The organism is Stenotrophomonas sp. GSD10 (genome assembly GCF_056172695.1).
Window position 1 is genome coordinate 4136424 of sequence record NZ_JAOCMC010000002.1, and the last position, 19137, is coordinate 4155560.

A 19137-nucleotide genomic window follows, 5' to 3' on the forward strand; every position below is an offset into this window, starting at 1 on the left:
TCGGGCCCCGTTCGTTCATCCCAATTGCACCCACGCCGGCGCATGGTCGCTCGGGCGTTCCCAGGTGCGCGGCTCGCGATCGATGCCCGAGGCCACCGCACTGCCCTTCAGCGCATCAGACACCAGGGTCAGGTCGATGCGCAGGCCCAGGTTGCGGCGGAAACCAGCGGCGCGGTAATCCCACCAGCTGAACACACCGGCTTCGTCGTTGTGCAGGCGGAAGCCATCGTGCAGGCCCAGCTGCAGCAGCTTGTCGAGTGCGCCGCGCTCGGCGGTGGAGGTGAGGATGTGGTTTTCGTTCCACACCTCCGGGTCGTGCACATCGCGCGCGTCCGGGGCGATGTTGAAGTCGCCCATCACGATCAGCTTCGGGTGACGCTGCAGTTCTTCGGCGATCCAGGCGTGCACCGCCTCCAGCCAGCGCAGCTTGTACTCGTACTTGTCGGTGCCGATGTCCTGGCCGTTGACCACGTACAGGTTGATTACCCGCAGGTCGCCGAAGGTGCCGGCGATGACGCGCTTCTGCTCGTCCTCGAAGCCGGGAATGCCGATCTGCACGTCCTGCGCCGGCTCACGCGACAGCAGCGCCACGCCGTTGTAGGTCTTCTGGCCGGCGAACACGCTGCGGTAACCCGCGGCGATCAGCGCCGCATCGGGGAACTTGTGGTCCTCCAGCTTGGTTTCCTGGATACCGACGATGTCCGGGCCGAAGTCCTTGAGCCACTGCTCCAGGTGCGGCAGGCGGACATTGAGCGAATTGACGTTCCACGAGGCGATCTTCATGGGGGCATTCTACCCGGCCCTGCTTTGGTAGGCGCCAACCTGGGTTGGCACACGGATGCCCCGCGTGCCAACCAAGGTTGGCACCCACCGGTAGTGCCGGCCGCGGGCCGGCAACCCCATGAACCCTCGGCGAGACGCTGCATTTGCCGGCCAGCAGCCGGCACTACCGAAGCAGCAGCTTCAACAACCCCGCAATCTTCGAATACGGCGGCCGCAGCCGGTCACTGGCCGCCCAGCGCGACTGCCACAGCACCGGCAGCCGCTTGCTCATCGCATCGAACCCGGCGCGGCCGTGGTACGCGCCCATGCCGCTGGCCCCCACCCCGCCAAACGGCAGGCCATCGGCGGCGAAGTGCAGCAGCGTGTCATTCACCGTCACCCCGCCGGCCACCACCTGGCCGAGGATGCGCTCCACCGTCGCCTTGTCATGGCTGAAGGGGTACAGCGCCAGCGGGCGGTCGCGCGACAGCACGTCGGCCAGCGCCGCATCCAGATCCGGGTAGGCCCGCACCGGCAGGATCGGGCCGAAGATCTCCTCGCGCATCAGCTCCAGGTCGTCCGGCGGGTCCAGCACCACGGTCGGCACCAACAGGCGCTCGCGGTCGGCACGTGCCTCATCCACCTGTGCCAGCGGAATGACCGGCACACCGCGTTCGCGCGCCTGCGCCAAGTACCCCTGCAGGCGCCGGTACTGGCCGTCGTTGATGATGCGGGTGTAGTCGTCGGCATCGCTGAAGTCGCCATAGCGCTCGCGTACCTGCTGCTGCAGCGCCTGCACGAACTCGCGCTGGCGCGCGGTATCGATCAGCACGTAATCCGGCGCGATGCAGGTCTGGCCGGCGTTGAACCACTTGCCGGTGGCCAGCCGCGCGGCGGCCATCTCCAGCGGAAAATCACGGCAGACGATCGCAGGCGACTTCCCACCCAGTTCCAGCGTGACCGGCACCAGATGCTCGGCGGCCGCCGCCATCACCTTGCGGCCCACGGCCGTCGAGCCGGTGAACAGCAGGTGGTCCAGCGGCAGCGAGGACACCGCCGCGGCCACGTCCGCCCCACCCTGCACCACCGCCACCCGATCGGGCGGAAACACGCTGGCCAGCAGGTCGGCCAGGAAGGCGCTGGTGCGCGGCGTGTGTTCGGAGGGCTTCAGCAGCACGTGGTTGCCGGCCGCAATCGCAGTGGCCAGCGGCACCAACGCCAGCGTGACCGGGTAGTTCCACGGTGAGATCACCCCGACCACGCCCAGCGGCGTCGGCCGCAGCTGCGCGCGCGCCGGCCACAGCCGCCAACCGGCGCCCACCCGTTGCGGATTCGACCAGCGCCGCAGATGGCGGCGCAGGTGGTCGATGGCTGACAGCACGCTCATGCCATCGGCCAGTTTCGATTCGGTGTGGGCGCGGTGGCCGAAGTCTTCGGCGATGGCCGCGGCCATTTCGTCCAGGCGTGCCTTCAGCGCTTCGCGCAGGCGGCGCAGGTCGGTGTCGCGCTGGTCGAGCGAAGGGCGCTGGGCCTGCCAGGCGCTGCGCAGGGTGTGCAGGATGGCGGGGAGGTCGGCTGGGGCGGTGGTGGTCATGGACCGATTGTAGGGTCGAGCCGTGCCTGGCTCGCATGCCAACCTTCACGCCGTGGCACAGGGTCTCATTCGTTCGTCTCCCCACCGCCGCGCGTGCGTTCACCCTTTGATGCAATCCCCGCCATCACTACGCCATCTGCTGGTCGGTACGCTCTGCCGGGCATGACTGCGGCTCCGGCAGTTGCAACGGAGTATTGATCGGGTACCCGGGGCTGCCGTAGGCGTAACAGGAGGTGGTGACCTGAATTTCATCGCAGGGCAGGAAATGAACGGTGATGCCGCAGACTTTCTGATCGGTGTAATCCGGTAGGGGACGACTTTGCTGTGCCTGCGCTTCTGCGCCAGGATTCTCTTCTCCCAAGCCAAAAATTTGGGCCAATCTTCTGTCCCAGGAAAATCTCTTGTGCTTCCAGCTCCCGTTTCCCAGTCAACCCGTACCATCAGGCCCGGATACCAGAGTGCTGGTGTGCTGTAGCAACAGCCTCCACCGCCGCCTTGATATCGACCAATGCTGTCAATCGCCGAACGGCCATCGACACTGAATCGGTTGATCGCCCAGTGGGTATGGTTGACGCCGTAGATGGCACTGGCATCCACAGCGTAGGCAGACAAGAGCAGAGGTGATCCGGCAAGCAATGCCAGCACCACGCGCTTCAGAACAAGCATCACTGACACTCCATAAGGTGTAGTCCTCATATCTTGCCCGAGGGCACCAGTGCCCTACTCAGGCGTAAACTCCCGCCTCCAGTCACGCAGGATCTCGACCTCACGCGCGATCAGCACCGACGATGCTGCGGACGCGTCCGAGAACAGCTCACCCGAAACTGGAGTTCTTCTCAGGGGGCTTTGGGGTCACCTACGAAGAAGTGGGGGTAAAGCAGTAAGGATCATCGCCCGACTCCGTAGGCTGCTTCACCAACGTTGCAAAAACGGCATTCGTCGGCATGCTCGGCTTGGCGACTGAACACCACGGATGCGACGAGACGATGTCCTCAATCCGCGCACCAGCCCGGCGGAACTCCGTGGGACTGAAAACCTTGCCGAGAGAGACGCGATGTACCCGATAGCTATCGAAATCCGGTTGTGCCTCGACGAGCCATCCTGAGTTGTCATGCGATGTGCAACTGCAATCGCAGGTCACCAATGTTGCGTTTGGTACGGCGCTGTTCCAGGACAGCCAGACCGCCTCTGTCTTGCAAAGTTGTTTGATCACGGGCGATCTTTCCTCGACTCGCAGGCTTCCCTGCGGTGCCGTGCCGTCGGCAGCCACATGCGTCTCTGCGTTGGCCGCTGACGCTGAGACAGCGATGATCGCTGCCAGAAGTACCCTGCGCATGCCCAGATCCGATTCGATGAGTCACCCATGCTATGGGACGCACTTACCAGCAAAGGGAATTCGGGCCGATTGCGTCAAAAGTTTGCGGGTCTGGCTAGAAATCTTCGTGTTCCGTGTGGCTGGATACGTCACCTCTCACCGGCACGATCGATTATTGGTCTGATATGTAGATTCGTACTTGTTTCATTGCCGCAGGCTGTCAGCCCGCTGAAGGTAGTGTCCCACCCCAATAACATGCGTAGATGCGACGCGCACATGCATTTCTGATCGGATGCCTTCTCATTGCCGGAGCTTCCGATGCCAGCGAGCAGTCCATTGATGTCGCGGCGGTCGGCCTGAACACCGAGCGCGAACACATCCCATTGGTGGGCGACACCCTGGCCGCCGTCGTCGGCGAGCTTGAGGGCGATGCCACACCCGGCGCCAGTATTGTCAGGATGCTCGAGACACTTGCAGAGAGACTCGAACGTACGACCTGCCATGTACAGACCCCCGTCAACGACAACTCACGTTCGTCCGGTGTGACATGCAGCGGACCCGGTGTAGGCAGCCTTTTCCCCTATTACGCCGCCTTGCGGCAGGCGAGGACACCGGCGGAGCATGATCGGCACGGCCGTCGCTTCCTGGACGCCTATGCGGTGCTGCTCAGGGATGCACCCGATGTCGCCCTCATGCGACCAAGCGAGGATGAGGCGGTAGATGGGTTGCTACATGTTCTCTTTCCGTTCGAAGCCTGGGACGAGAAGCTGAACATTCCACGCCCTGACGGGCACTTCCCGTTTGTTCCTGTGTGCAACCTCGTTGTGGCTCGCGCTGCGCGCTGCCCAGGAGCCGACCAGTTGCGTAGAGAGATCGGGCAGGCAGGCGATGAGAGTGAACAGCGCTTGTTCTGCCTCAAGGAGTTCTCGAGGCGAAGGCTGGCGGAGAAAGGTGAGTGCCCCGGAATGGCCATCACAAGCCCTTGATACCCATCGCATGCTCGCGCCTGCAAATGACGGTTTCCTGGAGAATGAACTTGTTGAGCTTGATCTTAGCCGTGCTCGCAACAGTGGCTGCAACAGAGGATGCGAAGGCTGACGGCGGAAAATCGGTAACCGCTGGCAGCAACATCTCACTCCGATACGACGGTGAGCAGAACGGTCGCTACCGGAACGTGTCAGTGATGAAGCAGGGCAAGCTGGTGCTCCGCATGGAACTGAGCGAGCGCTCTTACTCCCGGTTCGAGTACGACCGCGATCCGGCGACGTCTCCTGACGGCCGGTATGTGCTCGTCTCTGATGTGGAATCCGGTGAGGTTGGCATGCCCGATGGGCGCGGTTCTCTGCATGAAAGGCAGTACTGCGGTTTCATCGACACACGAAGCGGCTGCCTGTTCGCGCGTCAGACCGGGCAATTCTGTGGAGGGCACTTCAATGATGCTGGCGCCTGGGTATCTCCGGCCCTTTCCGACCTGACCCTTTCTGAGGGGCGCCCTACCGCAGAGGACTATGCCTCAGGCCGCCTAGGCCCTTCGGATGCGCCCGGTGGCTCCCTCGACAATCTGCTTCGCTGCGACCCGCCTGGTCCAGGCAACAGGGACCACTACAGGAAGCTGATCGATGCAGGGACCTTTGAGGTCATGCCTTTGCAGAGAGAGGCGCTGTATGGCGGGTAGAGTCGGCTGTCAGTCGACTATCGCGCGCAGCGCGGGCTTTTCAGCAGTCCTCCAAGAGCAGTCGACCAACGGTCGACTCTACCCCGTCGCCGCCCCACAAACAGAAAGGCCGCGGTGTGCACCGCGGCCTTTCCTTCATTGCATGGAACCCACCGCTTACTTGGTGATGTCCACGTTCTTCGTTTCACGCAGGAACAGGCCGCCGATCACCACCGACATCAGCGCGATGCCGATCGGGTACCACAGGCCGTAGTAGAGGTTGCCGGTACCGGCCACCAGCGCGAAGGAGATCGCCGGCAGGAAGCCACCGAACCAGCCGTTGCCGATGTGGTACGGCAGCGACATCGAGGTGTAGCGGATGCGGGTCGGGAACAGTTCGACCAGATAGGCGGCGATCGGGCCGTAGACCATGGTCACGTACAGCACCAGCAGCCACAGCATGAAGATCGTGCCAGCGATGTTGATGCGTGCGCCGTCGGCCTTGGCAGGGTAACCGGCAGTGGTCAGGGCGGTCTTCAGTTCCGCACCGAACGCGTCGGCCTTGGCCTTGCCGTCTTCCTTGGTCAGGCCCGCGGCTTCATACGAGGTGACGCTGGCGCTGCCCACGTTCACCATCGCCAGCGAACCGGCGGCGGCAGGCTGCACGTCGTACGGCACGCCAGCCTTGGTCAGCGCGGCGGTGGCCACGTCGCAGGAACTGGTGAACTTGCGCAGGCCGACCGGATCGAACTGGAACGAGCAGGTGTTCGGATCGGCCACGACCAGTGCCGGCGAGCTGCTGCGGGCCTCTTCGATGGCCGGGTTGGCGAAGTGGGTCAGGCCCTTGAAGATCGGGATATAGGTGACGGCGGCCAGCAGGCAGCCGGCCAGGATGATCTTCTTGCGACCGATACGGTCGGACAGCCAGCCGAAGAAGATGAAGAACGGCACGCCCAGCGCCAGCGCCGCGGCAATCAGCAGATAGGAGGTGGTGGCGTCGACCTTCAGCATGCTGCTGAGGAAGAACAGCGCGTAGAACTGGCCGCCGTACCAGACCACGGCCTGGCCGGCCGCCGCGCCGAGCAGGACGAGCAGCATCAGCTTCAGGTTGCCGCCCTTCAGGCTGTCACGGAACGGCGTCTTGGAGCCCTTGCCTTCCGACTTCATCTGCTGGAACAACGGCGATTCGCTCAGCTGCAGGCGGATCCACACCGAGATGCCCAGCAGCAGGATCGAGACCAGGAACGGGATGCGCCAGCCCCAGGCTTCGAAGGCTTCGTTGCCCAGGAAGTAGCGGCAGGCCAGGATGATCAGCAGCGACATGAACAGTCCGAGCGTGGCGGTGCACTGGATGAAGCTGGTGTACAGGCCACGCTTGTCTTCCGGCGCATGCTCGGCCACGTAGGTGGCCGCACCGCCGTACTCGCCGCCCATGGCCAGGCCCTGGGCCAGGCGCAGGATGATCAGGATCACCGGCGCGGCGAAGCCGATCGAGGCGTAATTGGGCAGCACGCCGACCAGGAAGGTCGAGATGCCCATGATCAGGATGGTGACCAGGAAGGTGTACTTGCGGCCGATGCGGTCGCCGAGGCTGCCGAAGAAGGCCGCGCCGAACGGACGCACGAAGAAGCCGGCGGCGAACGCCAGCAGGGCAAAGATCATGCCCGTGGTTTCATTGACGCCACTGAAGAACTGCTTGGCGATGATGGCTGCGAGCGAGCCGTACAGGAAGAAGTCATACCACTCGAACACCGTGCCGAGGCTCGATGCGAAAATGACTTTCTTGTGCCCTTGGGTCAGGGTGCCCGCTTTGTGTGCGGAGCTGGATGTGCTGGACATGGGACATTTCCCTCGGTAGATGCCGACCCTGGTCGGCACTCAATTCGGTAGGTGCCGGACGTTGGCCGGCACGCAATCTCTGTAGGTGCCGACCTTGGTCGGCACTGCTTTAGAAGCTGTACTTGGTGGTGAACTGCAATCGGGTGATGTCACCCTTGTTGCCGTTCTCCACTTCGCGACGGCCGTACATCAGCTCCGCACCGATATCGACCTTGGGCAGCGGCGAGTAGAAGATGTTGCCGCGGATGCTCTGCACGCTCTTGGTCACCAGCGGGCCGAGGATGCTGTCGTTGTCGTAGTCGCTGCGCGCATAGATCAGGTTGGTGCGCAGTTTCGGCGAGAACGCATGCCGCCAGCCCACGTAACCGGCAAGCACGCCGGTCGGGTTGAGCTCGTCGCGGGCCACGTCGTAGGCGCTGTCAGCGGTGATGCCCAAACCGATGTAGCGGGCGATGCCTTCGCCGCCGGTCAGCTGGTAGTGCAGCGAATCGCTGTCACCCATCACCCACTTGCCGCCCAGGGTCAGACCGCCGGCCACCTTGTCGGCCTTGGCGCCGGTGGCCTGGTTGTCGACCTTCAGCTGGCGGACGATGCCGCCGACACCGAAGGTGCCCCAATCACCCTTCCAGCCATAACGCATCGTGAGGTCGGGCAGGCTGCCACGGTCGGAGTTGGCGCTGGCGTTGGTCCAGGTCCCGGTGACCGGGTTGCGGGTGCCGGTGAGGGTGGTGGTTTCCGGGTTTTCCAGTGCGACGCTGAAGCCACCCTGGGTGTAGCGCACCTGGGCCTGGCGCACGAAGATCACGCCATCGGTGGGGCCGACGAAGTCGACCGCTTCCGGCAGCGCGGCCGCATCCATGAAGTTGGACCATGTCTGGCCCGCCATCCAGTTGTTCCAGTACATGTAGGCATGACGCAGGGTCACGCCGTAGGTATTGGTGGCGGTCTGGTTGCCCAGCGAGTTGCCGAAGAAGTCCATCTCGAAGAACGCACCGGCCTTGTTGCCCGATTCGCTCACGTTGTCGATGCCGAGGTTGAAGCGCGAGAACTTGGCGTGGGCGTTGAAGTCGGTGCCCGAACGCTTTCCGCTACCACCGGCGCCTTCCACCGGGGTCTGGCCCGGCAGGTACAGCGAACGGCCGGTAGCGTCGTCGGCCAGCTGGCCATCGCTGGTCTGGGTGGCCAGGAAGTCGGCCTTGATGAAGCCGCCGATCTTGACCGTGGTGCCCGGCGCGGCGCCCGGGGTAAGGGTAGTGACCTGGATCGGCTGCTTGCCGGCCGGCACCGAAGCAACCGGCTTCTGCGCGGCCTGCACGCTGCGCACGTCGGTCACGGCCTGCTGGGTCTGGGTGATCTGGGTCTGTTGTTGTTGCTGCGACGACAGCAGCAGCTGGACCTGGCGTTCCAGTTCGGCAACGCGTGCTTCCAGCGCTTTCTCTTTGGCGGTCTCTGCGAACGCCATGCCCGGTGCGACCAGGGCGACCAACAGGCAGGCCGCCAAAGGTGTGCGCACGGCTTTCAACGTACGGTGGCTCATGTTGCCCTCTCTCCCAAGTGGCAAGGTGATGCCGCGCGTGGGGCACGGTCGAGCCGAGACTGCGGGGCGATTATGTATAGCGGCTATTCGCCATTGGTCGAACCCGGCCCTGCTGGGCGCTCACTTTCGACCATGGTCTAACCAGAGTGGTGACGCGACCGGGGGTGGATGGGGCAAACTGAGGGGGATCGGTCGCCGCAATGCTGCGACCGCACACACAAAGTCAACGTGCAAGTGAGGGTGCCATGGCTGATATCTACCCCGTCGATCCGCAGTTCGCCGCCAAGGCACGCATCGACAAGACGTCCTACCAACAGCAGTACCAGGCTTCGGTGACCGACCCGGATGGTTTCTGGGGCAAGGCCGCCGAACGACTGGACTGGATGCGCAAGCCGACCAAGATCAAGAACGTCAGCTACGACCTGTCCGACTTCCACATCAAGTGGTTCGAGGATGGCGAGCTCAACGCCAGCGTGAACTGCCTGGATCGCCAGCTGGAAAAGCGCGGTGACAAGACCGCACTGCTGTTCGAGCCGGACAGCCCGGATGCGCCGGCCCAGCACGTGACCTATCGCGAGCTGTACGAGCGCACCTGCCGACTCGGCAACGCGCTGCGCAACCTCGGCGTCAAGAAGGGCGATCGGGTCACCATCTACCTGCCGATGATCGTCGACGCCGCGGTGGCCATGCTGGCCTGCGCACGCATCGGTGCGATCCACTCGGTGGTGTTCGGTGGCTTCGCGCCGAACTCGATCGCCGACCGCGTCAGCGACTGCCAGAGCAAGTTGATCATCACCGCCGACGAAGGCCTGCGCGGTGGCCGGAAGATCCCGCTGAAGGCCAACGTCGATGCCGCGCTGAAGCTGCCCGGCACCAATACCGTGGAAACCGTGCTGGTGGTGCGCCACACCGGCGGCGCGGTGGACATGCAGGCACCGCGCGATCGCTGGTTCCACGACGTGGTGGACAGCCAGCCGGCCAGCTGCGAGCCGGAGCGCATGAACGCCGAAGACCCGCTGTTCATCCTCTACACCTCCGGTTCCACCGGCAAGCCGAAGGGCGTGCTGCACACCACCGGTGGCTACCTGCTGTACGCGGCCTACACCCATGAAGCGGTGTTCGACCTGCGCGAGGACGACATCTACTGGTGCACCGCCGACGTCGGCTGGGTCACCGGCCACAGCTACATCGTGTACGGGCCGCTGGCCAACGGCGCGACCTCGCTGATGTTCGAAGGCGTGCCGAACTACCCGGACACCTCGCGCTTCTGGAACGTCATCGACAAGCACAAGGTGAGCATCTTCTACACCGCCCCGACCGCCATCCGTGCGCTGATGCGCGAGGGCGAGGAGCCGGTGAAGAAGACCTCGCGCGCCTCGCTGCGCCTGCTCGGCAGCGTCGGCGAGCCGATCAATCCGGAAGCCTGGCGCTGGTACTACGAGGTGGTCGGCGACAGCCGTTGCCCGATCGTCGATACCTGGTGGCAGACCGAGACCGGCGGCATCCTGATCTCGCCGCTGGCCGGCGCGATGGACCTCAAGCCCGGTTCGGCCACCCTGCCCTTCTTCGGCGTGCAGCCGGCGCTGGTCAACGCCGATGGCGAGATCAAGGACGGCCCGACCGAGGGCAACCTGATCATCCGAGATTCCTGGCCGGGCCAGATGCGCACGGTGTACGGCGACCACCAGCGCTTCATCGACACCTATTTCCGCACCTACCCGGGCAGCTACTTCACTGGCGACGGTTGCCGCCGCGACGAGGACGGCTACTACTGGATCACCGGCCGCGTCGACGACGTGATCAATGTCTCCGGCCACCGCATCGGTACCGCCGAAGTGGAAAGCGCGCTGGTCTCGCACCCGAAGGTCGCCGAAGCGGCCGTGGTCGGCTTCCCGCACGACGTGAAGGGCCAGGGCATCTACGCCTATGTGACCCTGGTGGCCGAAGAGGCCCCGAGCGACGAGCTGCAGAAGGAACTGGTCGCCTGGGTGCGCAAGGAGATCGGCCCGATCGCCACGCCGGACCACCTGCAGTGGGCGCCAGGCCTGCCCAAGACCCGCTCGGGCAAGATCATGCGCCGCATCCTGCGCAAGATCGCCGAGAACGCACCGGACCAGCTCGGCGACACCTCGACCCTGGCCGACCCGTCGGTGGTGGCGTCGCTGGTGGACGAGCGTAAAGTGCGCTGATGCACGACCTGGGGTCGGATCCCTTTCCGCCAGGAAAGGGCTCTGACCCCAGGGGCTTGGCCCCCGAACAGTTTCCTCCACGGTTCCCCCCGACCATGACCACCCTCCTGATTGCCGATGACCACCCGCTTTTCCGCGAAGCCCTGCGCGGCGCCGTGCAGCGGGTCATCCCCGGCGTGCAGCTGTTCGAGGCCGACAGCGTGGAAGCGCTGTACGCGCTGGCCGACCAGCACAACGACGCCGACCTGGTCCTGATGGATCTCAACATGCCCGGTGCGCAGGGTTTCAACGCACTGGTGCACATGCGCTCGCTGCACCCGCACCTGCCGGTGGTGGTGGTCTCCGCGCGCGAAGAAGCGACGGTGATGCGGCGCGCGCTCGACCACGGCGCGCTCGGCTTCATTCCGAAGTCGGCCGACTCGGACACCATCGGCCATGCGCTGGGCACCATCCTCGACGGCGAGACCTGGGCACCGCCGGAAGCGCACAACGTACCGCCAACCGAACGCGAGGAGCGCGAAGTCGGCCAGCGCCTGCGCGAGCTGACCCCGCAGCAGTTCCGCGTGCTGCAGATGCTGGGCGCCGGTCGTTTGAACAAGCAGATCGCCTACGACCTCAACGTCTCCGAAGCGACGATCAAGGCCCACGTCACTGCCATCCTGCGCAAGCTGGGCGTGACCAACCGCACCCAGGCCGTGCTGATGGCCGGCAAGCTGGCGATCGACGACGACGCCATCGTGCTGCCGCCGGAAGAAGACTGATTGTGACCGACTATGGAGCCGAGCATGGGCTCGGCCCTACAGACGTCATGATGCCCCTGTAGAGCCGAGCCCACGCTCGGCTGCTCCTTGCCTCAATACCAATCACTCCTCAAGCGGCCATCGACTCCACGCATAGGGGTACTCCCCGATGCACGTGGCCAGCCCAGCACGCACCGGATTGGCCGCGATATACACCGCCTGCGTGCGCAGGCATTCATCACTGCGCAACGCATGGTCGTAATACCCCGGCTGCCAGATCGGCGCGTTCGCATCAACGCGCGTGCCAATGGATCTTCCACTCCTGGACTTCAGGATCTGCATGCAGCCGGCGAGCGTGCCGGTACGCAACTCGATCAACCAATGCAGGTGGTCCGGCATGATCACCCAGGCGAGGGAGAAGGTGCGACCGGTCCGCTCTACTGTGCGCAGGGCTTCGATCAGCAGATCAACGTTGGCCTTGTCACTGAACCAAGGACGACGCGCATGCGTCACTGTGGTGATCGCATAGACATTGCCGGTATGCGACCAACGACCATAACGGAGTGCGGGACTGGCCATGCCCGAAGACTATGCTTCGACCGACGGGCTCTCCATCGGGGCAACACTACAAGTCCCGTCAGCCGTTTCCCCGCTGTAGAGCCGAGCCCATGCTCGGCTGCGTTTCGCCTGAGAACCGCGCTACGCGCGTGAGCCGAGCGTGGGCTCGGCTCTACAGGTACCCCTGCTTACCCCACGCCGTGCAGGTGTTCGTACAGGATCGTCGCGCCGATGATCACCAGGATCACGCCACCGATGATCTCGGCGCGCTTGCCGACCATGCTGCCCAGCACGCGGCCGAGCATGATGCCGACGGTGACCATGGTCAGCGTGCACAGGCCGATGACTGCGGCCATCACACCGATATGAACGTCCATGAAGGCCAGGCCGATACCCACCGCCATCGCATCGATGCTGGTGGCAAAGCCGGTCAGCGCCAGCTTCCAGAAACCGTGGTGCTGCGAAGGATCTTCTTCTTCCTCGGCGTTGTCCGGGCGCAGGCCGTTGTAGATCATGTGGATGCCCAGCGCACCGAGCAGGCCGAAGGCGATCCAGTGGTCGAAGGCTTCCACGTACTGCAGGGCGGCACGGCCGAGCAGCCAGCCGATGATCGGTGTGATCGCTTCGATGACGCCGAAGATGATGCCGGCGCGCAGCGCATCGCGGAACACCGGCTTGCGCATGGCAGCACCCTTGCCGATCGCCGCGGCGAAGGCATCGGTGGACATGGCAAAGCCGATCAGGAGGATCGAAATGGGGGACATGGGCGGCTGCTGAAGGTCGGGCAAGGACGGACGCACGGCTCGCGCTCGCGCCCAACCTGACGTTGCGCGCGCGGGCCGCTGGTCTCGCCAACCATCATGGTTGTCCACGCCACGGCGCATTGGCCGAGTATGTTGACGTGGACGATTCCTGCGAAGGAATCCGGCTACTCCCCAAGGGGACGCGAAGCTTAGCACCGCGATCCGCGCGTGGCGCATTTCCAGGCAAACGCGCAGGCAGGGCTGGTTTGTATAGCGATGGCTATATCAGCACCGGGCTGCGCGCGGAGCCGAGCACGGGCTCGGCTCTACAGAACCCCGCGGCACCTGCATCTGTAGAGCCGAGCCGACGCTCGGCTGCTTTTCGGCCCGACCACGGAGACCCGCGCTCCGCGCGGAGCCGAGCACGGGCTCGGCTCTACAGTTACCAATCAGGCATCGCTGTTGCCGGCATCGCGCAGCGCGCCCAGGAAGGCGCGTAGCGAGGCCGGTTTGATCGGCTTGGTCAGCACGCGGTAACCGCGATCGCGTGCCATCCGCTTCAGTTCATCGCGACCATCGGCGGTCAGCAGCGCACCCGGCAGCGGGTAACCGGCGGCTTCTCGCAATGCCACCAGCGCATCCAGGCCGTCCATGCGGTCGTGCAGGTGGTAGTCCACCAGCATCACCTGCGGGCGCTCGGCAATCTTCTGCAGCGCCTGATCAACGGTGGCGGCAGTGATCACCTGCACCTGCCAACGGCCGAGCAGCGCGCGCATGCCGTCCAGGATCTCCTCGTCGTTGTCCACGCACAACACGCGCAGGCCGGCCAGGGAATCGCTGCGCACCGGTGCGGCGGCCGCCGCCGCGGGCGCGACCAGCTCGGTGTAGCCAGGCAGCGGCGCCACCCGCGGCAGAATGATCGAGAACATCGAGCCACTGCCTACCCGGCTGCGTGCGTTGAGGCGATGATCGAGCAGGCGCGAGATGCGCTGGCAGATGGAAAGGCCCAGCCCCAGGCCCTGTTCGCCCCAGTCGAACGGCTGCTGGTAGCGGTGGAACTCGTCGAAGATCTGCCGCATGTGGTGCTCGGGAATGCCGGGTCCGGTATCCCACACCTGCAGTTCCACCTCATCACCACGGTGGCGTACCGCCAGCACGATGCGCCCCTGCCGTGTGTAGCGCAGCGCGTTGGCCAGGAAGTTCTGCAGCACACGGCGCAGCAGACGGCGATCGCTGCGTACCCAGGCCGGCCGCGCGAACAGGTCCAGGCGCAGTCCGCGACCGGCGGCGACCGGCGTGTACTGCGCGGCCAGCTCGCGCATCAACGCGCTCACATCGAACTCGCCGATCACCGGGTGCAGACCACCGGCATCCAACCGCGACACATCCAGCAGGCCATCAAGCAGTTCTTCGGCAGCACGCAGCGACGCGTCCACGCGCTCGGCCAGATGCCTCTGCTCGTCGCTCACGTGGTCGCTGTCACGCAATGCCGAGGCGAACAGCCGCGCGGCGTTCAGCGGCTGCAGCACGTCATGGCTGATCGCGGCCAGGAAGCGCGTCTTCGACTGCTGCGCGACCTCAGCCTCGTGCGAGCGCTCGGCCACGCGCTGTTCCAGCGTCTCGTTGGCTTCCAGCAGTGCTTTTTCCGCGTGCTTGTAGTCGGTGATGTCGTTGTAGCTGGTCACGTAGCCACCGCCGGGCAGCGCCTGACCACGCATCTCGATCACCTTGCCGTCGCTGCGGGTGCGCTCGAACACATGCGGTGAACCGGCACGCATGTAGCCGATGCGGCGGTTGATCTGTACCTCGATATCGCCTTCGCCCAGCTCACCGCGTTCGGCGTTGTAGCGGATCAGGTCGGCCACCGGGCGGCCCACGTAGAGCATGCCGTCGGGGTAACCGAACATGTCCTGGTAGCGGCGGTTCCAGGCGGTCAGGCGCATGTCCGGGTCGACCACGCTGACCCCGGCGCTGATGTTCTCCAGCGTGGTCGACAGGATCTCGCGGTTGAAGCGCAGCTCCTGCCCGGCTTCGTCCAGCACCGCCACCACTTCACCCAGGTCCATGCCCGAACCGCGCAGCAGGCTGGTCAGCAGCAGGCGTGCGGAGGCTGCGCCGATCGAGGCGGCCAACAAGCGTTCGGTGAACTGCACCCAGGGCCGGTCGGCGGGCGCGGAGGATTGCAGCTCGCGGCCCAGCGACTGTGCCTGCTCGAAGAACGAACGCCGCGCATGGCGCTCGCCAACCACGCGCGAGGCCAGCGCCAGCAGATCGCCCACATGCACGTGCCCGGGCCAGCCACCTGCCACCGACGGGCGCTCGGCATACGGGTCGAGGAACGGCGCGGCACGCAGGCGCTCGTCCACGCCGGGGCGCCAGCGCGCGGACACCAGCATCATCGTTGCCGCATTCACCAGCAGCGACCAGAAGGTGCCGTGGGTCAGCGGATCCCAGCCGGTCATGCCGAACAGCTGCTGCGGGCGCAGCCACTCGATGCCGAACGGTCCGTGCTGCACCCAGCCCGCATCAACCCAGCCGGCCATGGTCATCGCCGGCAGCAGCAGGGTGTACAGCCAGGTGGCGAAGCCCAGCAGCATGCCGGTCTCGACGCCGCGACGGCTGGCGCCACGCCAGTACAGGCCACCGATCAGGCCCGGCGCGAACTGTGCCACTGCGGCGAACGCCATCAGCCCGTACGAGGCCAGCGTGCTGTCGTTGCTGCTGGTGCGGTAGTAGCTGTAGGCCATCAGCGCCAGCATCAGGATCGCCAGGCGGCGGATCCACAGCACGCGCGAGGCAACATCGGCCGCTTCCTGATGGTCGCCACTGCGGCGCAGCAGTACCGGCATCACCAGATCGTTGCTGACCATGGTGGCCAGCGCGATCGAGGACACGATGACCATGCCGGTGGCGGCCGAGAAACCGCCCACATAGGCGATCAGCGCCAGCGCGTTGCGGCCTTCGGCCAGTGGCAACGCCAGCACCATCGAATCATCGGCAACGCTGCCACCGGTGCCGAACAGGGTCACGCCTGCGGTGGCGATCGGCAGCACCATGGCCGAGATCAGCACCAGGTAACCGCCGAACATCCAGCGCGCGCGGCGCACGTCGCGCACATCACCGCACTCGACCACGGCCACGTGGAACTGGCGTGGCAGGCAGATGATGGCCAGGAAGCTGAGCAGTGTCTGCGAGATGAAGCCCACCGGCGGCAGGCCGGTGAACAGCGTATGCACCGATTCGACCACCGCGTCGGTGCGGTTGCTCAGCCACAGGTAGGCGAACACGCCCACCGCCAGCATGGCCAGCAGCTTGATCACCGATTCGAAGGCAATGGCCAGCATCATGCCGTGGTGGTGCTCGGTGGCATCGACCTGGCGGGTGCCGAACAGGGTGGCGAACAGCGCCATCAGCAGCGCCACGTACAGCGCCGGGTCGCTGAAGAAGCCGGTCGGCCCGGTGTTGCCGGTCAGCACCTGCAGGCTCATCGCCACCGCTTTGTACTGCAGGGCCAGGTACGGAATGATGCCGATCAGCGCGATGATCGCCACCAGCGCCGCCAGCCGCCGCGAGCGGCCGAAGCGCGAGGAGATGAAATCGGCGATGGAGACCACGTTCTGGCTGCGTGCGATCAGTGCCAGGCGCTCGATGATGCGCCAGCCGAACAGCAGCAGCAGCAATGGGCCGATGTAGATCGGCAGATAGCCCACGCCGTTGCGCACGGCGGTGCCGACCGCGCCGTAGAAGGTCCACGACGAGCAGTACACGGCCAGCGCCAGGCTGTAGACCACCGGCCGCAGCCACGGCCGGTCGGGGTACATCGGCCGACGGTCACCCCACCACGCTACGCCGAACAGCAGCGCGGCATAGGCAACCGAGACCAGCAGCAGGATCCAACTGGAGACCACGCGTGTGTTTCCGTCGGAGGAGGGGCCAGTAGATCACGACCGTTGGTCGTGAGGGTAGGTCATGACGGTGGGTCACGACCGTTGGTCGTGACCGGGTTTCTGTGCCCACCAACGGTGGGCACCCACCAGCAACCGGCCTTATTCCGCCGGTACGCCCATTTCCTTCAGCAGCTCGGGCGCCGGGTAGACCTTGGCCAGCAGCCAGCGCAGGTAGCGCATGTCCACGTGCACGGCGCGCTTGTAGCGCGGGTCGAACCACCAGCTGGCGCTGACCGATTCCCAGTTGCTGTCGAAGTTCAGGCCGATCAGTTCGCCCTTGGCATTGAGCACCGGCGAACCGGAGTTGCCGCCGGTGGTATCCAGGTTGGTCAGGAAGTTGACCGTCTGGGTCTTCAGCGCCGGGTCGGCGGTGCTGCCGAAATCACCCTTGGCGATCGCCGCCAGCAGCGGCTTGGGTGCATCGAACGGATAGGCGTTGGTGTTCTTCTCGACGATGCCGGCCACGGTGGTCACCGGCGAGTAGGTCACCCCGTCGCGCGGGTGCAGTGCCTCGACCTTGCCGTAGCTGATGCGCAGGGTGCGGTTGGCATCGGGGTACACCGCGCGGCCCTGCTTGGCACGCCAGGCGAACAGCGCCTGCATGTAGGCCGGGCGCAGGCGCAGCTGTTCGCCTTCGCGGGTCTTGCTCTCGTTCTCGATGCGCAGCTGCGCGGCCACCAGCGGGCCGGCCACGGCGATCAGCGGATCGGCGGCCAGCGCCTTGCCTTCGCGCGCGGCGGCAAAGCGCGACAGGCGCTGTGCCTCGTCACCCAGCTGGGTGCCGGCGTACAGGGTGTCCAGCGCCTTGGCCAGCTGTGCCGGGGTGCGGCCGAAGGCGGCGTCGAACTCGGCCACGCGCTGCGCATCCGGCAGCTGCTGGTAGCGGGTCAGCAGGGTGGTCAGCAGGGCCTTCTCGACCTCCGGCGCGTAACGGCGCTGGACCTGCTTGAGCACGCCTTCGATCATCGCCTGGTCGCGCTGCTGGTAGCCGTTCTCGCGCTGCGCGTCCGGCTTGGCCGATTCGATGCGCAGGCGTTCCAGCAGCAGCGCCGAGCGCAGCAGCTGGCTCTGTGCGGCCATCTGGTCCAGCAGCAGGTCACGCTCGCCCACCGCCGCACCCTGCGACAGGTTGGCCAGCAGCGCCTTGATGTCGCCCTGGTACCTGCGGTCGGTGGCGGCCAGCATCGCCGTTTCGTCGGCGGCACGCTGGGCCTTGGCATCGCTGCGCAGCAGGCCTTCCAGCTCGCCGGCGGCGCGCTTGCGGTTGTTCTTCAGCGACTGCAGCTGCGAGGCGTAGCGGGTGCGCGCCTGCGCGTCCTTGGCGCTGGCGGCCTCGATGGTGTCGATCATCTGCTGGAACACCGACACGCGGCGCGGCAGCACGGCATCGATCTGGCCGGCGAATTCGGCCGCGGTGCGGTGGCGGTAGGTGATGCCCGGGTAACCGGCCAGCATCGCGTAATCGCCTTCCTTGGGGCCTTCCACCGACATCTGCAGGTGTGCCGGCGCCTGGTAGGGCACGTTGTCCTTGCTGTAGGCGGCCGGCTTGCCGTCCTTGCCCACGTAGGCGCGCAGCAGGGTGAAGTCACCGGTGTGGCGCGGCCACATGAAGTTGTCGATTTCGTCGCCGTAGTTGCCGATCGCACGCGGCGGTGCATACACCAGGCGCACATCGCTCAGTTCCAGCTGGGCGATGCGGTAGAAATCGGTGCCGTAGTACATGTTGGCCACCGAGCAGCGCACGCTGCCGTCCTTCTCGCACTCGGCCACGATCTGCTTGCTGGCCGCGTCCACCGCATCGAAGTAGGCGCGGCCGGTCTTGCCGCGGGCCTGGGCCAGCACCTGATCGGTCACCTTGTCGAAGCCGACGGTCACCAGCACGCGGAAATCCGGGTTGGCCGGGCGCTCGTCGGCGCGGCCATTGGCGATGAAGCCGTTGTCGATCAGGTTGTGCTCGGGCGAGCTGTTGTACTGGATCACGCCCATCGCCACGTGGTGGTTGGTCAGCAGCAGGCCGTCGGCGGACACGAACGAACCGGTGCCACCACCGGCGCGCACCACCGCGCTCAGCGGCGGCGCGGTGACGTTGGCCAGGTCGGCCGGATTGCCCTTGAAACCGGCCGCCCGCAGCGGCTTGGCCAGCTCCGGCAGCTGAGTCGGCATCCACATGCCTTCATCGGCATGCGCGCCGGCGGCGAGGGTCAGGCCCAGGGCCAGGGCGGTGGGAAGGGCTTTGCGTGGCGACATGAGGCAATCCGG

Annotated in this window: 14 protein-coding genes, 1 pseudogene and 1 riboswitch; of the genes and pseudogenes, 4 read left to right on the forward strand and 11 right to left on the reverse strand. The window is 65.5% G+C overall.

The window, feature by feature from the left end; genetic code table 11:
* Window positions 1–15: 15 nt before the first annotated feature.
* From xth to N4G47_RS19330, 5 genes and pseudogenes are all read right to left on the reverse strand, one after another.
* Window positions 16–783 carry an exodeoxyribonuclease III gene (gene xth / locus N4G47_RS19310; protein ID WP_475289648.1) on the reverse strand — a complete coding sequence of 256 codons (768 nt, stop codon included), beginning with the start codon at window positions 781–783 and terminating at the stop codon, window positions 16–18.
* A 163-nt stretch (window positions 784–946) separates the two neighbouring features.
* The gene (locus tag N4G47_RS19315) at window positions 947–2356 is read right to left on the reverse strand and encodes a coniferyl aldehyde dehydrogenase (protein ID WP_475289650.1); all 1410 of its coding nucleotides are present in this window, start codon (window positions 2354–2356) and stop codon (window positions 947–949) included.
* Between the two features lie 127 nt (window positions 2357–2483).
* Window positions 2484–2726, reverse strand: coding sequence for a DUF3304 domain-containing protein (locus N4G47_RS19320; RefSeq protein WP_475289983.1), 243 nt, complete (start codon window positions 2724–2726; stop codon window positions 2484–2486).
* Window positions 2726–3052 (reverse strand): annotated as a pseudogene (locus N4G47_RS19325) (DUF3304 domain-containing protein); the annotation flags it as partial. The pseudogene N4G47_RS19325 and the gene N4G47_RS19320, both read right to left, overlap by 1 nt.
* Before the next feature lie 160 nt (window positions 3053–3212).
* Window positions 3213–3692: a hypothetical protein gene (locus N4G47_RS19330; protein ID WP_475289652.1), complete on the reverse strand. Its 480-nt coding sequence runs from the start codon at window positions 3690–3692 to the stop codon at window positions 3213–3215.
* A 242-nt stretch (window positions 3693–3934) separates the two neighbouring features.
* On the opposite strand from N4G47_RS19330, the gene N4G47_RS19335 reads away from it, so the two are divergent.
* On the forward strand, window positions 3935–4657 hold the full coding sequence (locus tag N4G47_RS19335) for a hypothetical protein (protein WP_475289654.1): 723 nt from the start codon (window positions 3935–3937) through the stop codon (window positions 4655–4657).
* A 44-nt stretch (window positions 4658–4701) separates the two neighbouring features.
* Window positions 4702–5346, forward strand: a complete 645-nt coding sequence (locus tag N4G47_RS19340; protein ID WP_475289655.1) for a hypothetical protein — start codon at window positions 4702–4704, stop codon at window positions 5344–5346.
* Between the two features lie 156 nt (window positions 5347–5502).
* On the opposite strand, the gene N4G47_RS19345 is transcribed toward N4G47_RS19340, so the two are convergent.
* Complete coding sequence (locus tag N4G47_RS19345) at window positions 5503–7164, reverse strand: MFS transporter (protein WP_475289657.1); 1662 nt, start codon at window positions 7162–7164, stop codon at window positions 5503–5505.
* A 109-nt stretch (window positions 7165–7273) separates the two neighbouring features.
* Window positions 7274–8701: a DcaP family trimeric outer membrane transporter gene (locus N4G47_RS19350; RefSeq protein WP_249842433.1), complete on the reverse strand. Its 1428-nt coding sequence runs from the start codon at window positions 8699–8701 to the stop codon at window positions 7274–7276.
* A 245-nt stretch (window positions 8702–8946) separates the two neighbouring features.
* Between N4G47_RS19350 and acs the strand changes: the two genes are divergently transcribed.
* Complete coding sequence (gene acs / locus N4G47_RS19355) at window positions 8947–10890, forward strand: acetate--CoA ligase (RefSeq protein ID WP_475289658.1); 1944 nt, start codon at window positions 8947–8949, stop codon at window positions 10888–10890.
* Between the two features lie 95 nt (window positions 10891–10985).
* Window positions 10986–11651: a response regulator transcription factor gene (locus N4G47_RS19360; RefSeq protein ID WP_005411662.1), complete on the forward strand. Its 666-nt coding sequence runs from the start codon at window positions 10986–10988 to the stop codon at window positions 11649–11651.
* A gap of 102 nt (window positions 11652–11753) precedes the next feature.
* On the opposite strand, the gene N4G47_RS19365 is transcribed toward N4G47_RS19360, so the two are convergent.
* The 4 genes from N4G47_RS19365 to N4G47_RS19380 all read right to left on the reverse strand — a co-directional run bounded on the left by N4G47_RS19365 (window position 11754) and on the right by N4G47_RS19380 (window position 19125).
* Window positions 11754–12209 carry an REP-associated tyrosine transposase gene (locus N4G47_RS19365; RefSeq protein WP_475289660.1) on the reverse strand — a complete coding sequence of 152 codons (456 nt, stop codon included), beginning with the start codon at window positions 12207–12209 and terminating at the stop codon, window positions 11754–11756.
* Window positions 12210–12376: 167 nt separating this feature from the next.
* The gene (locus N4G47_RS19370; RefSeq protein ID WP_107232655.1) at window positions 12377–12952 is read right to left on the reverse strand and encodes a manganese efflux pump MntP; all 576 of its coding nucleotides are present in this window, start codon (window positions 12950–12952) and stop codon (window positions 12377–12379) included.
* A gap of 10 nt (window positions 12953–12962) precedes the next feature.
* Window positions 12963–13131: riboswitch (yybP-ykoY riboswitch) on the reverse strand.
* A 249-nt stretch (window positions 13132–13380) separates the two neighbouring features.
* Window positions 13381–16839, reverse strand: a complete 3459-nt coding sequence (locus N4G47_RS19375; RefSeq protein WP_475289663.1) for a hybrid sensor histidine kinase/response regulator — start codon at window positions 16837–16839, stop codon at window positions 13381–13383.
* Between the two features lie 138 nt (window positions 16840–16977).
* Window positions 16978–19125, reverse strand: a complete 2148-nt coding sequence (locus N4G47_RS19380; protein ID WP_475289665.1) for a S46 family peptidase — start codon at window positions 19123–19125, stop codon at window positions 16978–16980.
* Between the last annotated feature and the right edge of the window lie 12 nt (window positions 19126–19137).

What these genes read in the sequence shown, in the direction of transcription:
- xth (WP_475289648.1), bottom strand. Translation starts at nt 783, where the DNA reads ATGAAGATCGCCTCGTGGAACGTCAATTCGCTCAATGTCCGCCTGCCG.
- N4G47_RS19315 (WP_475289650.1), bottom strand. Translation starts at nt 2,356, where the DNA reads ATGACCACCACCGCCCCAGCCGACCTCCCCGCCATCCTGCACACCCTG.
- N4G47_RS19330 (WP_475289652.1), bottom strand. Translation starts at nt 3,692, where the DNA reads ATGCGCAGGGTACTTCTGGCAGCGATCATCGCTGTCTCAGCGTCAGCG.
- N4G47_RS19335 (WP_475289654.1), top strand. Translation starts at nt 3,935, where the DNA reads ATGCGACGCGCACATGCATTTCTGATCGGATGCCTTCTCATTGCCGGA.
- N4G47_RS19340 (WP_475289655.1), top strand. Translation starts at nt 4,702, where the DNA reads ATGAACTTGTTGAGCTTGATCTTAGCCGTGCTCGCAACAGTGGCTGCA.
- N4G47_RS19345 (WP_475289657.1), bottom strand. Translation starts at nt 7,164, where the DNA reads ATGTCCAGCACATCCAGCTCCGCACACAAAGCGGGCACCCTGACCCAA.
- N4G47_RS19350 (WP_249842433.1), bottom strand. Translation starts at nt 8,701, where the DNA reads ATGAGCCACCGTACGTTGAAAGCCGTGCGCACACCTTTGGCGGCCTGC.
- acs (WP_475289658.1), top strand. Translation starts at nt 8,947, where the DNA reads ATGGCTGATATCTACCCCGTCGATCCGCAGTTCGCCGCCAAGGCACGC.
- N4G47_RS19360 (WP_005411662.1), top strand. Translation starts at nt 10,986, where the DNA reads ATGACCACCCTCCTGATTGCCGATGACCACCCGCTTTTCCGCGAAGCC.
- N4G47_RS19365 (WP_475289660.1), bottom strand. Translation starts at nt 12,209, where the DNA reads ATGGCCAGTCCCGCACTCCGTTATGGTCGTTGGTCGCATACCGGCAAT.
- N4G47_RS19370 (WP_107232655.1), bottom strand. Translation starts at nt 12,952, where the DNA reads ATGTCCCCCATTTCGATCCTCCTGATCGGCTTTGCCATGTCCACCGAT.
- N4G47_RS19380 (WP_475289665.1), bottom strand. Translation starts at nt 19,125, where the DNA reads ATGTCGCCACGCAAAGCCCTTCCCACCGCCCTGGCCCTGGGCCTGACC.